This is a genomic window from Marivita sp. (assembly GCF_048006345.1).
Taxonomy (GTDB): Bacteria; Pseudomonadota; Alphaproteobacteria; order Rhodobacterales; family Rhodobacteraceae; genus Marivita.
Genome location: NZ_CP180351.1, coordinates 2,183,361 through 2,197,070 on the forward strand (window position 1 = coordinate 2,183,361; position 13,710 = coordinate 2,197,070).

General features: G+C 61.2%; 13 protein-coding genes. 8 read left to right on the forward strand and 5 right to left on the reverse strand.

Translation table 11 applies throughout. The annotated features are described in order from the left end of the window. Window positions 1-58 precede the first annotated feature (58 nt). Both carA and ACMVPR_RS10745 read left to right on the forward strand, forming a co-directional pair. Window positions 59-1,228 (forward strand): glutamine-hydrolyzing carbamoyl-phosphate synthase small subunit, encoded by a 1,170-nt coding sequence (carA, locus tag ACMVPR_RS10740; protein ID WP_416882875.1) that lies wholly within the window; start codon window positions 59-61, stop codon window positions 1,226-1,228. A gap of 65 nt (window positions 1,229-1,293) precedes the next feature. Next, a complete protein-coding gene (locus ACMVPR_RS10745; RefSeq protein WP_416882876.1) occupies window positions 1,294-3,096 on the forward strand; it encodes a glycosyltransferase family 2 protein in 1,803 nt (600 codons plus the stop codon). Here the strand turns inward: ACMVPR_RS10745 and ACMVPR_RS10750 are convergent, their stop codons facing one another. After that, on the reverse strand, window positions 3,097-3,747 hold the full coding sequence (locus ACMVPR_RS10750; protein ID WP_292264694.1) for a GntR family transcriptional regulator: 651 nt from the start codon (window positions 3,745-3,747) through the stop codon (window positions 3,097-3,099). It abuts the gene before it with no gap. 102 nt (window positions 3,748-3,849) lie between these two features. Here ACMVPR_RS10750 and ACMVPR_RS10755 point away from each other — a divergent pair, with 102 nt between their 5' ends. The 3 genes from ACMVPR_RS10755 (at window position 3,850) to ACMVPR_RS10765 (ending at window position 6,097) form a co-directional block, all read left to right on the forward strand. After that, complete coding sequence (locus tag ACMVPR_RS10755; protein WP_416882877.1) at window positions 3,850-4,494, forward strand: pyrimidine 5'-nucleotidase; 645 nt, start codon at window positions 3,850-3,852, stop codon at window positions 4,492-4,494. Window positions 4,495-4,581: 87 nt separating this feature from the next. Then, window positions 4,582-4,827: a hypothetical protein gene (locus tag ACMVPR_RS10760; protein WP_416882878.1), complete on the forward strand. Its 246-nt coding sequence runs from the start codon at window positions 4,582-4,584 to the stop codon at window positions 4,825-4,827. 76 nt (window positions 4,828-4,903) lie between these two features. Continuing rightward, window positions 4,904-6,097 carry a UbiH/UbiF family hydroxylase gene (locus ACMVPR_RS10765; RefSeq protein WP_416882879.1) on the forward strand — a complete coding sequence of 398 codons (1,194 nt, stop codon included), beginning with the start codon at window positions 4,904-4,906 and terminating at the stop codon, window positions 6,095-6,097. Between the two features lie 12 nt (window positions 6,098-6,109). On the opposite strand, the gene msrB is transcribed toward ACMVPR_RS10765, so the two are convergent. The 4 genes from msrB to ACMVPR_RS10785 all read right to left on the reverse strand — a co-directional run bounded on the left by msrB (window position 6,110) and on the right by ACMVPR_RS10785 (window position 8,612). Next, window positions 6,110-6,583, reverse strand: coding sequence for a peptide-methionine (R)-S-oxide reductase MsrB (msrB, locus tag ACMVPR_RS10770; RefSeq protein WP_416882880.1), 474 nt, complete (start codon window positions 6,581-6,583; stop codon window positions 6,110-6,112). 109 nt (window positions 6,584-6,692) lie between these two features. Further along, window positions 6,693-7,262, reverse strand: coding sequence for a fasciclin domain-containing protein (locus tag ACMVPR_RS10775; protein WP_416882881.1), 570 nt, complete (start codon window positions 7,260-7,262; stop codon window positions 6,693-6,695). A 97-nt stretch (window positions 7,263-7,359) separates the two neighbouring features. Next, window positions 7,360-8,073, reverse strand: a complete 714-nt coding sequence (locus ACMVPR_RS10780; protein WP_416882882.1) for an anti-sigma factor domain-containing protein — start codon at window positions 8,071-8,073, stop codon at window positions 7,360-7,362. Continuing rightward, entirely contained in the window at window positions 8,070-8,612 is a 543-nt protein-coding gene (locus tag ACMVPR_RS10785; protein WP_416882883.1) for a sigma-70 family RNA polymerase sigma factor, read from the reverse strand. Before ACMVPR_RS10785 ends, ACMVPR_RS10780 begins: the two co-directional genes overlap by 4 nt. Before the next feature lie 90 nt (window positions 8,613-8,702). Here ACMVPR_RS10785 and cobS point away from each other — a divergent pair, with 90 nt between their 5' ends. The 3 genes from cobS (at window position 8,703) to ACMVPR_RS10800 (ending at window position 13,674) form a co-directional block, all read left to right on the forward strand. Next, window positions 8,703-9,689 (forward strand): cobaltochelatase subunit CobS, encoded by a 987-nt coding sequence (cobS, locus tag ACMVPR_RS10790; RefSeq protein WP_292264706.1) that lies wholly within the window; start codon window positions 8,703-8,705, stop codon window positions 9,687-9,689. A gap of 150 nt (window positions 9,690-9,839) precedes the next feature. Continuing rightward, on the forward strand, window positions 9,840-11,717 hold the full coding sequence (gene cobT, locus ACMVPR_RS10795) for a cobaltochelatase subunit CobT (protein WP_416882884.1): 1,878 nt from the start codon (window positions 9,840-9,842) through the stop codon (window positions 11,715-11,717). 175 nt (window positions 11,718-11,892) lie between these two features. Next, window positions 11,893-13,674 (forward strand): aminopeptidase P family protein, encoded by a 1,782-nt coding sequence (locus tag ACMVPR_RS10800; RefSeq protein ID WP_416882885.1) that lies wholly within the window; start codon window positions 11,893-11,895, stop codon window positions 13,672-13,674. Window positions 13,675-13,710 lie beyond the last annotated feature (36 nt).

Sequence of the window (13,710 nt, forward strand, 5' to 3'; positions counted from 1 at the left end):
GACCACAAGGCGGCACAGCCTTAGGTTCCGCGAGATTTTATCCCTGCGGAGTCGCGCCATGTCCCAGCTTTCCAACGACACACCGACCGCCTGCCTCGCCCTTGCGGATGGCACGATTTTCTATGGTCAGGGCTTTGGGGCAACTGGCACATCGGTGGCGGAACTCTGCTTCAACACCGCGATGACCGGCTATCAGGAGATCATGACCGACCCGTCCTACGCGGGCCAGATCGTGACATTCACCTTTCCCCATATCGGCAACGTGGGTGTGAACCCGGACGATGACGAAACCGGCGATCCCGTGGCCGAGGGTATGGTGGTCAAGTGGATGCCGACGCAAAGCTCGAACTGGCGCGCGGTTCAGGAACTGAGCGAGTGGCTGACCGCGCGGGGACGCATTGCCATCGGTGGCATCGACACCCGCCGCCTGACCCGTGCGATCCGGCAGCTTGGCGCGCCGCATGTGGCACTTGAACACAACCCCGAAGGCAAATTCGACATTGGCGCGCTGGTGGAAAAGGCCCGCGCTTTTCCCGGTCTCGAAGGGCTGGATCTGGCCAAAGACGTCACCTGTGCGCAGTCCTATCGCTGGGACGAAATGCGCTGGGCCTGGCCGGATGGTTTTGCGCGGCAGACCGACCCCAAGCACAAGGTGGTGGCCATCGACTATGGTGCGAAGCGCAACATCCTGCGCTGCCTCGCCAGTGCGGGCTGTGATGTGACGGTTCTGCCCGCATCCGCCACTGCGGAAGAGGTGCTGGCGCACAATCCCGACGGGGTATTCCTGTCCAACGGCCCCGGCGATCCGGCGGCGACGGGCAAATATGCTGTTCCGATGATCCAGACGATCCTGAACGAGACTGACCTGCCGATGTTCGGCATCTGCCTTGGCCACCAGATGCTGGCGCTGGCGTTGGGGGCGAAGACGGTCAAGATGAACCACGGCCATCACGGCGCAAACCACCCAGTCAAGGATACCGAGACCGGCAAGGTCGAGATCACGTCGATGAACCACGGGTTTGCTGTGGACAGCCAGACGCTTCCCAAGGGCGTGCTGGAAACACATGTGTCGCTGTTCGACGGGTCCAACTGCGGCATTCGCATGGCGGACCGCCCGGTGTTTTCGGTGCAGCAGCACCCCGAGGCCAGCCCAGGCCCGCAGGACAGTTTTTACCTGTTCGAACGCTTTGCCGACTCGATGGCCGCGCGGAAAACCGTTTCTGCCTGAACGGGCATTAACTGCCGCTTAACCGTTTGAGGCTTAACTGACCCCCGGATTGGTCCGGGGGGCATATGTTCGGCAGGTCGGAAACACGCGGCACATCGCCTTTGGTGCTCGAACCGGGGCTTCGGCGCGACAGGCCGCTTTTTGCATCTCGACCACATGACGATGCCGCGCGCCTTATGCACAGCGCCCGGCAACTGGTCGCGCGGCAGCGGCGTCTGGACCCGGATATCTATCCACCGGACCCCGATCTGGACATGTTGCTCGCGCCCGAGATGTGTCTGGAGTACCGCATCCTGCCTTGGGGCAGGATCGGGGACGCGATCCTTGTGGCAACCGTTCCGGGCCGCGACCGCACCCGTCTGCGCGATATCCTTGAACAGTCGCTTGGGCCGGTCCTGTTTGCCGAGGTGGCCGAGGAAGATCTGGTGCGCATCGTGACGGACCGACACGGCGACTACCTCGCCGACCGGGCCGAACGGCTTGTACCGGACGACTATTCCTGCCGGGACATCAACAAACTCACCCTGTCGCGCGGCATCGTGGCGTCCTTGTTTTTCGGCGTCAGCCTTGCGTTGATTTATCTGTTTCCAAATGCGTTCTTTGCAGGGATCACCGCCGTTGCGGTGGTGAACCTGATTGCGACGGTGATGTTCAAGGTCGTTGTACTTGTGGCCGGGTACAGAAAACCACCAGATCGACCGGTTGATCTGCCGCTCTCTGAGAAGCCCGTGGTCAGTCTGATAGTGCCGCTGTTCCGCGAGGCGGCGATTGCGAATGAATTGGTGCTCCGCCTGTCTCGACTCACCTATCCGAAGGCACTGCTCGATGTGGTGCTCGTGCTGGAAGAAAAGGACATTCAGACCCGCCAAATGATCGACGCGGTCTCTCTGCCCGGCTGGATGCGGGTGGTTCGGGTGCCCGATGGTGAACTCAAGACTAAACCCCGCGCCCTCAACTACGCCTTGGCGCACACGCGCGGTGACATCATCGGCGTGCTGGATGCAGAGGATGCGCCTGCCACCGACCAGATCGAACGGGTGGTCGAGGCGTTTCACCATGCGCCGTCGAATGTCGCCTGTGTTCAGGGCATACTCGATTTCTACAACACCAAGTCGAACGCGCTCGCGCGATGCTTCACCATCGAATACGCGATCTGGTTCCGGGTCGTGCTGGCTGGTGCAGCGCGTCTTGGTCTGCCAATCCCGCTTGGGGGCACAACCGTCTACCTGAAGCGTGCGGCGCTCAAGCATGTCGGCGGCTGGGACGCACATAACGTGACCGAGGATGCGGATCTGGGCATCCGGCTCTACCGGTTCGGCTACCGCACGATCCTGATCCCGACCGTCACACGGGAGGAAGCGAACAACCGGATCGTGCCCTGGATCCGGCAACGATCCCGTTGGCTCAAGGGGTATATCGTCACCTACCTCGTCCACATGCGCCGTCCTTTCCGCCTGCTGAAACAGATCGGTGCGCGGAAATTTCTTGGATTTCAGATCTTCTTCCTGACCACCATTGTGCAATTCACGCTGGCCCCGGCACTTTGGTCATTCTGGCTGGTCTGCTTCGGGATCTCGACCCCACTGTTCGACGTGATCCCGTCGGACTGGGCAAAGGGCCTTCTGGCCCTTTTTCTTTGTGCCGAGCTGGTATCCCTGCTCACCGGATTCTTTGCGGTCGGACGCACGCAGCACAAAGGCTTGATGCAGTGGGTGCCGATGATGTTCTTCTACTTTCCGCTTGGCGTCTTCGCGGTCTACAAGGCGTGGTCGGAACTGGTGTTCAAGCCGTTCTATTGGGACAAGACCGAACATGGCCGGTCCGAACCGGATGTCCCCGGCGGGGACATCCACGCCACGATCCGCTGACTAGGCCTGATCCTTGGCCATTGAGTCGAGCTTCAAGCGGGTGACAAAGGCAACCGAAATGTGGTCTCGCAACGCCTTATAGGCCGCATCCTCGTTACGCTGTTTGACCGCATCGACAATCGCCTGATGTTCGGCCAGCGCGATTTCACCCCGGCCCTGCGCCGCCAGCGATGTGGTCGCCATCAGCGCCATGGACCGGTGCACCAGATCAAGCTGCTGAACAAGGAAGCGGTTGTGCGAGGCAAGATGGATCTGCTTGTGGAACCGGCGGTTCGCCCGGGCCAAAGCGGACGGATCGTCCAGCAAGGCCCGGTCGTCATGCACCATATCCTGCAACACCTGCACCTCTTCATCGGTGGCATGTCGTGCGGCAAGGCGGGCAGCCAGTCCTTCCAGTTCGGTGCGGACCACATAAAGCTCGGCCATCTGGTTGTGGTCGAGCGACGCCACGATCAGCGACCGCCCGTCCCGCGTCAGCAGCGATTGCGTCTCGAGCCGTTGCAGCGCTTCGCGGATCGGTGTCCGTGACATGCCGAACCGTTCAGCCAGATCACTTTCCACCAACCGGTCGCCCGGCCGGTAGATTCCCACATCAATCGCCTCGAGGATCGACGCATACGCGTCTTTCTGAGGAGGCTTCACATCTTTCATACCGTGTGATCCCTATCCAGTTTCCTCACGATAGCGCTGGTTTATCAAAAGACGCAAGTTGAGCCATTGCCGCGCCGGCACACACCGCCTAGGTTGCCCGTCATGGTCAAGTCCGCTTTCAAACATGTCCGCCACTGGGTGTTCGATCTCGACAACACTCTGTATTCACCGGCGGTGCGCCTGTTCGATCAGATCGAAGTGCGCATGACGAAGTTTGTCATGGACTCGCTGGGCGTCGATCGGGACCGGGCGAACATGCTGCGCGTAGAGTATTGGAAAACCTATGGAACCACACTGGCCGGGTTGATGCGCGAACATGATGTGGACCCGGCGCCATACCTGCACGATGTGCATGACATCGACTTTTCGGTTTTGTCGGAAGACCCCTATCTGGCATCCCTGATCAAGGACCTGCCGGGCCGCAAGATTGTCTATACCAACGGGTCTGAGCCCTATGCCCGCAACGTGCTCAAGGCGCGCGGGCTCGACGGGATATTCGACGCGGTCTATGGCGTGGAACATGCCGATTACCATCCCAAGCCCGAGCGCAGCGCGTTCGAAAAAGTGTTTGGCCGAGATGGCACCGACACGCGGAGTGCTGCGATGTTCGAAGACGACCCCCGCAACTTGGCCGCCCCGCACGCGATGGGGATGCGCACGGTCCATGTGGCGCCGAACGCGGTTGCGGCGGATCACATCCATCACCACACATCAGACCTGACCGAGTTCCTTGCCCGGCTGACCTGACGGTTCATTGCTGCGTTGCGGCAATTTGGCAGTTTCCGCCCCGATTTTGCTGCCTATCTCTCAAGCAGACAAAAAGAGGGGTCTTACATGTCCATTTCCGAACCAGCCGTCGCCTACCGCCGCAATCCATTCTATTCCGTGCCGGTTTTCGGCTGGATTGCTCGCGATCTGAACGAAGGTGGGCCGGACACGATCTACTACTTGCTGGTCGCGCTGCTGACCCTTCTGGTGCTGGCCGTGAAAACATGGGGTGTTGTTGCGCTAACCATGGCGGCTTTGGCCATGGTTCCCGTCATCATGGTTGTGCTGATCCTGATCACGGTCGGAAAATAGCGCGCCCTGACGCATCGCGCTTTGCGACCACCCTGCCTATAAGCAGGGTGTGTCACCCGAACCGAAAGGCCACGCCATGACCTATGACATCGTCGTATCCGGGGGCGGGATCGCCGGACTGGCCGCAGCGGCGGCGTTTGGGGCCGACGGGTATTCGGTGCTTTGCCTTGATCCGGCACCGCCCGTCACGGACCGCAATGCAGAAGGTGCGGACCTGCGCACCACGGCGTTCCTGCAGCCCGCGCAGGCCTTTCTGGACGAGATCGGACTTTGGCCGCGCCTTGCCGCGCATGCGATGCCGTTGCAGGTGATGCGGATCGTCGATGCAGGAGGCGAAGAACCCAAAGCACGCGTCACCAAGGAATTCAACGCCTCCGACATTTCAGATCAGCCGTTTGGATGGAACCTGCCAAACTGGCTGTTGCGGCGCGAATTCGTGGCGCATCTTGAAGGGCTCGACACTGTCACCTTCCGCGCGGGCATTCGGACGACGTCCCTCTTCACCCGCGAAGCCGAAGCCCGCGTCGAGCTTAGCGATGACACCAAGGTGCGCTGCAAGCTGGTCATTGCCGCTGACGGGCGCAATTCCCCCATGCGCAAGGCGGCGGGGATCGACGTGCAAACCACGCGCTTTGGCCAGAAAGCGCTGGCCTTTGCTGTCACGCATCCGATCCCCCATGGCAATGTCTCGACCGAGATTCACCGAACGGGGGGACCATTCACCTTTGTTCCCCTGCCCGATCTTGATGGACGGCCGTCGTCGGCGATTGTCTGGATGGAGGAAGGCCCAAAGGCAGAAGCGCTGATGGCGCTTGAGCCGGAGGCGTTTGAACACGCGATGACAACGCGGTCCTGTAGCCTGTTCGGGCCGCTGGAACTAGCGTCACGACGCACGATCTGGCCGATCATCAGCCAACATGCGGATCGCCTGAGCGGCGAACGGATTGCACTTGTGGCAGAGGCGGCTCATGTCGTGCCCCCTATCGGCGCGCAGGGGCTCAATATGAGCCTCAAGGATTTGAGCGTCCTGCGCGATCTGGCCCGCCATTCAGATGACATCGGCAATCGCAAGATGCTGGATGCCTACCACCAAAAGCGGATTGCAGATATTCGGGCGCGCGTTGCCGGGATCACGCTGCTCAACCGGACCTCGATGCTCAGCGCGCAACCCCTTCGCGACATACGAGCCAAGGGATTGGACGCGCTTTACACCCTTACACCGGTGCGCAAGACGCTGATGCAACTTGGGCTGGGCGCCAAAGGCGCCTAACCCGAAATTCGGTTAAGCGGCGCTGAACGTCAGGCTGACGCCGTTGATACAGTGACGTTTGCCTGTCGGCTTCGGGCCATCATCGAAGATATGACCCAGATGGCTGCCACAGCGGCGGCAGTGGCATTCGGTGCGAGTGATGAACAGCGACCTGTCAGGCTTGGTTTCGATGGCGCTTGCCTGTGCCTGCCAGAAGCTGGGCCATCCTGTGCCGCTGTCGAATTTGTGCTCGGATGAATAGAGTGCGAGGTCACATCCCTTACAGTGGAACATACCTGCGCGTTTTTCGTCGTTGAGCGGCGAGGAGAACGCCCGTTCTGTGCCTTCTTCTCGCATCACACGATATTCCAAAGAGGTCAGCATTGCTTTCCATTCGGCCTTGGATCGCGTGATTTCGAAAGTGCCTTCGGCTGCACCTGCGCCTTTGGTCAAGGCCCCAAGGCCCAGAGCGGCAGCGGCGGTTTGCAGGAAATGTCGTCTCAACATCGTGTCCTCCTTCACTTGATTGAACATGGTGCCCCGGCCCGCCAACACGCAAGACCGGGGCACACACTTTTGCGCGATCTCAGACACCCCTAGGATGGGGTTCAAAGGGTTACTGAGCCGGCAAAAGCACGCGGTCGATCACATGAATGACGCCGTTCGACTGCCGCACATCGGCAATCGTGACAGCGGCTTCGCGACCGTTTTCGTCTGTGAGGGTGATCTTGGATCCGTCCATCTTGGCCTGCAGGGTGCAGCCACCCACGGTCTGAACGGGGTGCATCCCGCCATCATCCGCAATCATGCCCGCGATAGCATCGGACATCGCATTTGCCGCCACCACATGGCAGGTCAGGATTTGCGTCAGTTGCGCCTTGGCCGACGGCTGCAAGAGCGCGTTCAGCAATTCATCTGAAATGCGGTCGAACGCGGCATTGGTGGGCGCAAAAACGGTAAACGGCCCTTCGCTCATCAGGGTATCGACAAGCCCGGCGGCCTTGACCGCCGCCACCAGTGTTGTGTGGTCTGCAGAGTTCAGGGCATTCTCGACGATGTTTTTATCCGGGAACATTGCGGCGCCCCCTACCATCGGGTTGTCGGATCCGGAATTGCTTTGAGCAAATGCGGCGCCTGTGAGTGCAGTGGCTGCCAGAGCGGCTGTGATGAAAGTCTTCAGTGTCATATTGTCCTCCAGGGTTTCCCGCCGGAATGTCCTGCGGGTCGCACGAAGACACGAAGCTCAGGTCAGGTGTGTTTCAAAAAAGCGCATCACAGTTAGATCACGAGGACGTGAGCGGACCTGCGGCGCGCACGGCACCTGTTGGCGCACCTGTCGGCGATCCCCCGGGGGGTTCATCGGAAATCGCCAGCAGCGCACCCGGCAGCACAGCCAAGAGGTCTTGCGGCAGGTCGATCAGGGTACTGTTGCCGTCCTCGAGCAGACCCAGCGAAACCGGTGCAGCATCGCCGGCAATCAGCCAAAGCTCGAACACCCGACCGTCCGGCGGGGTGCCTGCCGCTCGGACCACTTCGACCGCGGCAAGCGTTGTGTCGACAGTCGCGCGGATCACCAGCCCTTCGCCATCTGGCGTCGGAGCCAGTTCGGCCACGAGATCGGGTTGCAGGCGGCTGTCTTCGGGCACGAGGATACCCGTGCTGATCGACAGCCAAAGTACCAGCGCGGCGGCAAGACCGCCCAGGCCATAAGGCCAAATCTGCTGCCAGAAAGACTGTTTCTCCGGTTTGAAAAGGATCGTCTGCAGGCGTTTGGCAAGCTGCGGCGACGGGGCCACCTCTTCGACGTCGTCAAGGATGACAGCTGCGAAATGTTCGTCCCAAGCTACGACTTCGGCACGCAGCGCGGCGTCAGTGTCGAGCCGTTCTTCGAACCGCGCGCGTTCTTCTTCGGTCAGAAGTCCCAGCGCGTATTCCGCAGCCAGAACGCGGTCTTCGTCCTCTTCTGGGCCATCGGGGGGGAGGGTCTGATCGCTCATCTGCTCAAACACTCCCGCAGGGCCATCAGGCTGCGGCGCAGCCATGTCCGGATGGTATTCAGGTTCACGCCCGTCGCCTGCGCGAGATCGGCATAGCTGTCACCTTCGAGATAGGCCCGGCGCACCAGATGCGCTCGCGCGCGCGGCAGTTCATCCAGACAGGCCTTGATCTGACGCGCCTCGGACGCGGCGACGGCACTGGCTTCGGGTCCGGGTTTGCTATCAGGCATCAGGTCGGCTGTCTCGATCGGAACGGGGGGCAGCTTCATGGCACGCCGACGGTCCACCGCGCGGTTGCGGGTGATCGTGATGAGCCAGGTCATCGGGGAATACCCGTTGATCTTGTAACTGTCCGCCTTGTTCCACACCGTCACGAACACGTCCTGCAACACCTCCTCGGCTTCCACGCGATCATTCAACACACGCAGGCAAACGCCAAAAAGTTTCGCAGATGTCCTGTCATACAGGCGATTGAACGCGGCACGGTCGCCCATCGCCACACGGACAATGAGGTTTTCCACCTCTTCTTGCGGCGTCATGAACGAATTCCCATGCCCTTTCCCTTGCTCCTCCCGCCATTATGTTGCACCACACACACGCAAACCCCAGCTGAGAAGGATGTCCGCAACATGGCCGACGGGACGATCGACATCAACGCCAAACCGACAGAAGAAATTTCCGTACGCGAGGTGTTTGGCATTGATACGGACATGGTTGTCCACGGTTTTCCCGAGCGCACGGAGCGCGTGCCGGACATCGACAGCACCTACAAGTTCGACCCGGACACATCGCTGGCGATTCTTGCCGGGTTCCGCAACAACCGCCGCGTGATGATCCAGGGCTATCACGGCACCGGGAAATCGACCCATATCGAACAGATCGCGTCGCGGCTGAACTGGCCCTGCGTGCGCGTCAACCTCGACAGCCATATCAGCCGGATCGACCTGATCGGCAAGGACGCGATCAAGCTGGTGGACGGCAAGCAGGTCACCCAGTTCCAGGAAGGCATCCTGCCCTGGGCGCTGCGCAACCCGACCGCCATCGTGTTTGACGAATACGACGCGGGCCGGGCGGACGTGATGTTCGTGATCCAGCGGGTCCTGGAAACCGACGGCAAGCTGACGCTGCTCGACCAGAACCAGGTGATCACCCCGCACAAGTATTTCCGCATCTTCGCCACCGCCAACACGGTGGGTCTGGGCGACACCACGGGCCTCTATCACGGCACGCAGCAGATCAACCAGGGCCAGATGGACCGCTGGTCGCTGGTGGCCACTTTGAACTATCTGTCAATCGACGCCGAGACCTCGATCGTTCTGTCGAAAGCGCCGCATTACAATACCGAGAAGGGCCGCAAGATCGTTCGCCAGATGGTGACCGTGGCGGACCTGTCGCGCACCGCGTTCATGTCGGGGGATCTGTCCACCGTGATGAGCCCGCGGACCGTGATCGCCTGGGCGCAGAACGCCGAGATTTTCCGCGATGTGGGTTACGCGTTCCGCGTGTCGTTCCTCAACAAGTGCGACGAGTTGGAGCGCCAGACGGTGGCCGAGTTCTACCAGCGCTGCTTTGACGAAGAGCTGCCCGAGAGTGCGGCATCTCTGAGCCTGGGGTGATGGGTTTCGGATCGGCAGAGCCGATCCGACAGTCTGGGGTTCGTCCCCCAGACCCCCGAGGTATCTTCGGCCCAAAGAAGCCGGCAAGCGGCGTTGCGTCTTTCACCAGATTGCATTGTGCGCGACTGAACTGCGTGGAAAGGTCAGGTCATGAGCAAACCCAGTGACAACCCCGCCGATCCGTTCAAGAAGGCGCTTGCCGAAGCGACCAAGGTCATGGCGCGCGACCCTGACCTGACGGTCAGCTATTCGGTCGACCCTTCGGGCATTTCGGGCGATGCGATGCGCCTGCCGCAGATCAGCCGCCGTCTGACCCGCGACGAGGTGATGCTGGCACGCGGCACCGCCGACGCCATGGCGATGTATCGCCGGTATCATGATGCCGGCACCCACGCGCGTTATGCCCCGCAGGGAGAGCTGGCGCGCGAGCTTTACGAATCCATGGAAACCGCCCGCTGCGAAGCGATGGGTGCGCGCGATATGCCGGGCACCGCTGGTAATATCGACGCCAAGATCGGGCATGACGCAATGCGCCGCGGGTATGATCAGGTGAAGGAAGCCTCGGACGCGCCTCTCGCCGAAGCAGCGGGATACCTCGTGCGTCATCTGGCGACCGGGCGTGACCTGCCTGCGGGCGCGCAGAACGTCATGGACCTGTGGCGCGGCTTTATCGAAAATCAGGCGGGTGGCACGCTTGAGAACCTTCAGGATGTTCTGAGCGATCAGGCGGCCTTTGCCCGCTTCACCCGCGCGGTGATCACCGATCTGGGTTATGGTGACCAGTTGGGTGACGATCCCGACGAATTGGACGAGGACGCGCAGGATCAGGCCGAAGAAGGCAGCGACGACGAGCAGGAACCCGACAGCACCGGTCAGGACGAGGACGAGAGCGAAGACGCAGACGCCAACCCTGAATCGAGCCAGGACGAAACCCAGGACCCCAGCCAGGCGCAGGTGTCCATGGACGAAATGGCCGATCAGGAACTGAGCGACGAGACCGAAATTCCCGACGGCGAAGCGCCCTTGGAGCCGCCGCCCCCTGCCCCGATCTCCGAGGCCGATCCCGACTACAAGGTGTTCGATTCGACCTATGACGAGGAAATCCTGGCCGAAGACCTGGCCGAACCGGTCGAACTGGAGCGCCTGCGCGCCTATCTGGATCAGCAGCTTGAACCGTTGAAGGGCGCGGTAAGCCGTTTGGCGAACAAGCTGCAGCGCCGCCTGCAGGCGCAGCAGAACCGCTCATGGGAATTCGATCTGGAGGAAGGCATTCTGGATGCCGGCCGTCTGGCGCGGGTTGTTGCCAACCCGACGACGCCGTTGTCTTTTAAGGTCGAGAAGGACACCGAGTTCCGCGACACGGTGGTGACGCTGCTTCTGGACAATTCCGGTTCCATGCGCGGACGCCCGATCTCCATAGCGGCGATCTGTGCGGATGTTCTGGCCCGGACACTGGAGCGGTGTTCGGTCAAGGTCGAGATCCTCGGCTTTACCACGCGGGCCTGGAAAGGTGGTCAGGCGCGAGAGAAATGGCTCAATGAGGGGCGCGAACAGCAGCCCGGTCGCCTGAACGACCTGCGCCACATCATCTACAAGAGCGCCGATGCGCCTTGGCGGCGGACCCGCCCGAACCTAGGCCTGATGATGAAGGAAGGCCTGCTTAAGGAAAATATCGACGGTGAGGCGCTGGAATGGGCACATCGGCGGATGCTGCACCGCTCTGAGGCGCGCAAGATCCTGATGGTGATCTCAGACGGCGCCCCGGTTGATGACAGTACGTTGTCAGTAAACCCGGCGAATTACCTTGAAAAACACTTGCGCGACGTGATCGCCATGGTTCAGCGGCGCAAGCAGGTGGAATTGCTGGCTATTGGCATCGGCCACAACGTGACCCGCTATTACGAGCGCGCCGTGACGATCACCGATGTGGAGCAGCTGGCGGGGGCCATGACCGAGCAGTTGGCATCGCTCTTCGACAGCGATCCGCGGGCACGGGCACGGCTCATGGGCATCAAGCGCGCGAGCTGATCAGGGTTTCGGACCGGCTTTGCCGGTCCGACCAGCGCGGCCCTGCGGGCCGCGGTTTGCGTATTTATAAAGAGAAGAAGCAGGGGGCTTTTCAAACCCCTGAACAGGTGCAGCAGGGCTTGCCATTGCGTGTCATTCCGGGTTCGCTCGCGCCATATCGAAGAGAGACCGCATCATGTTCCAAAGCTTTTCCGAGACATCTTCGCCCGAACAGGGCCCGCCGCGACTGGCTGCGCTGCGCGCCGAGATGTCGGCTGCGGGTGTGGACGGATTCATTGTTCCGCGCGCAGATGCCCATCAGGGCGAATATGTGGCTGAGCGCGACAGCCGACTGGCTTGGCTTACCGGGTTCACCGGTTCGGCGGGCTTCTGCGTTGCGTTGCAGGACAAGGCTGGCGTGTTCATTGATGGCCGCTATCGGGTTCAGGTGCGGGCGCAGGTGGCGGATGTGTTCACGCCGGTGCCTTGGCCGGAAGTGTCGCTGGGCGACTGGTTGTCTGAAAATGTCGCGGCAGGTGGGGTTGTCGGGTTCGATCCATGGTTGCACACCGTGTCACAGGTCCGGGAATTGGAGACTAGCGCAGGGTCAGTGACCCTGCAGCGGGTCGAAAACCTTGTGGATCGAATCTGGGAAGACCAACCCGCCCCTCCCGCGACTCTCGCTTTTGCGCAGCCTGTCGAGCTGACTGGCGAAACGCATGAGGCCAAGATCGCACGACTTTCAGCGGGTTTGGGTTCTGCAACAACAGCCGTGTTGACCCTGCCCGACAGTATTTGCTGGCTCTTGAACATCCGTGGAGATGATCTGCCCCGCACGCCGTTTATGCTTGGATTTGCTCTGTTGCATGCGGAGGGCAGTGTCACACTGTATGTAAACCCTGAAAAGCTGGTCAATCTCGGGGATCACCTTGGGCCCAAAGTGCGCGTTGCCCCTGTTGAGGAATTCTTGCCGGCCTTGACGGGTCTCGAGGGCCCGGTGCAGATCGACCCGGGCAGTTGCCCGGTGATCGTGGCGGACACGCTTGCTGAGGCGCGCATCAAGATGATCGAGGCGCAGGACCCTTGCGCCTTGCCAAAGGCCTGCAAGTCGTCTGCTGAACTGGACGGCGCGCGCGCGGCGCATCTTCGGGACGGGGCAGCGATGGCGCGGTTCCTGTGCTGGCTGGACCATCAACCGCCGGGCAGCCTCACCGAGATCGATGTGGTCACCCGGCTGGAAAGTGAGCGCGCGGCGACCAACGCGCTGCGCGACATCAGCTTTGACACGATCTGCGGTGCCGGTCCAAACGGGGCCATTGTGCATTATCGGGTGACGGAAAAGACCAACCGTCAGGTCGAGCCGGGTCTGCTTCTGGTGGACAGTGGCGGGCAATATGTGGATGGCACGACGGATGTCACACGCACCGTTGCCATTGGAACGGTTGGCGCAGACGAAAAACGCGCCTTTACACTCGTGCTCAAGGGCATGATCGCGATTTCCCGTCTGCGCTGGCCCAAGGGGCTGGCTGGGCGCGACATGGATGCTTTGGCACGTGTGGCGCTGTGGGAGCATGGACTTGATTACGGTCATGGCACCGGGCACGGTGTCGGGTCGTATCTCAGCGTACACGAAGGGCCGCAACGGCTGGCGCGCACGGGGACAGTGCCGTTCATGCCGGGGATGATCCTGTCGAACGAGCCAGGGTTCTACCGCGAAGGCGCATTCGGTATTCGCATCGAGAACCTCATCGTCGTCGAAGAGGCCCCGGCCCTGCCCGGTCAGACAGTGCCGGACATGTACCGGTTCGAGACGCTGACCTATGTGCCCATCGACACGCGGCTGATCGACACGGGGCTTCTGACCGAAGCGGAACGCAATTGGCTCAATGCCTATCATACGGAGGTTTTGGAGCGGATCGGACCCTTGGTCGAGGGCGATGTGTCAACTTGGCTGACGCGTGCCTGCGCGCCAATCTGACCATAAACATTTACATTCCCCCGTTAACCCCGGTAC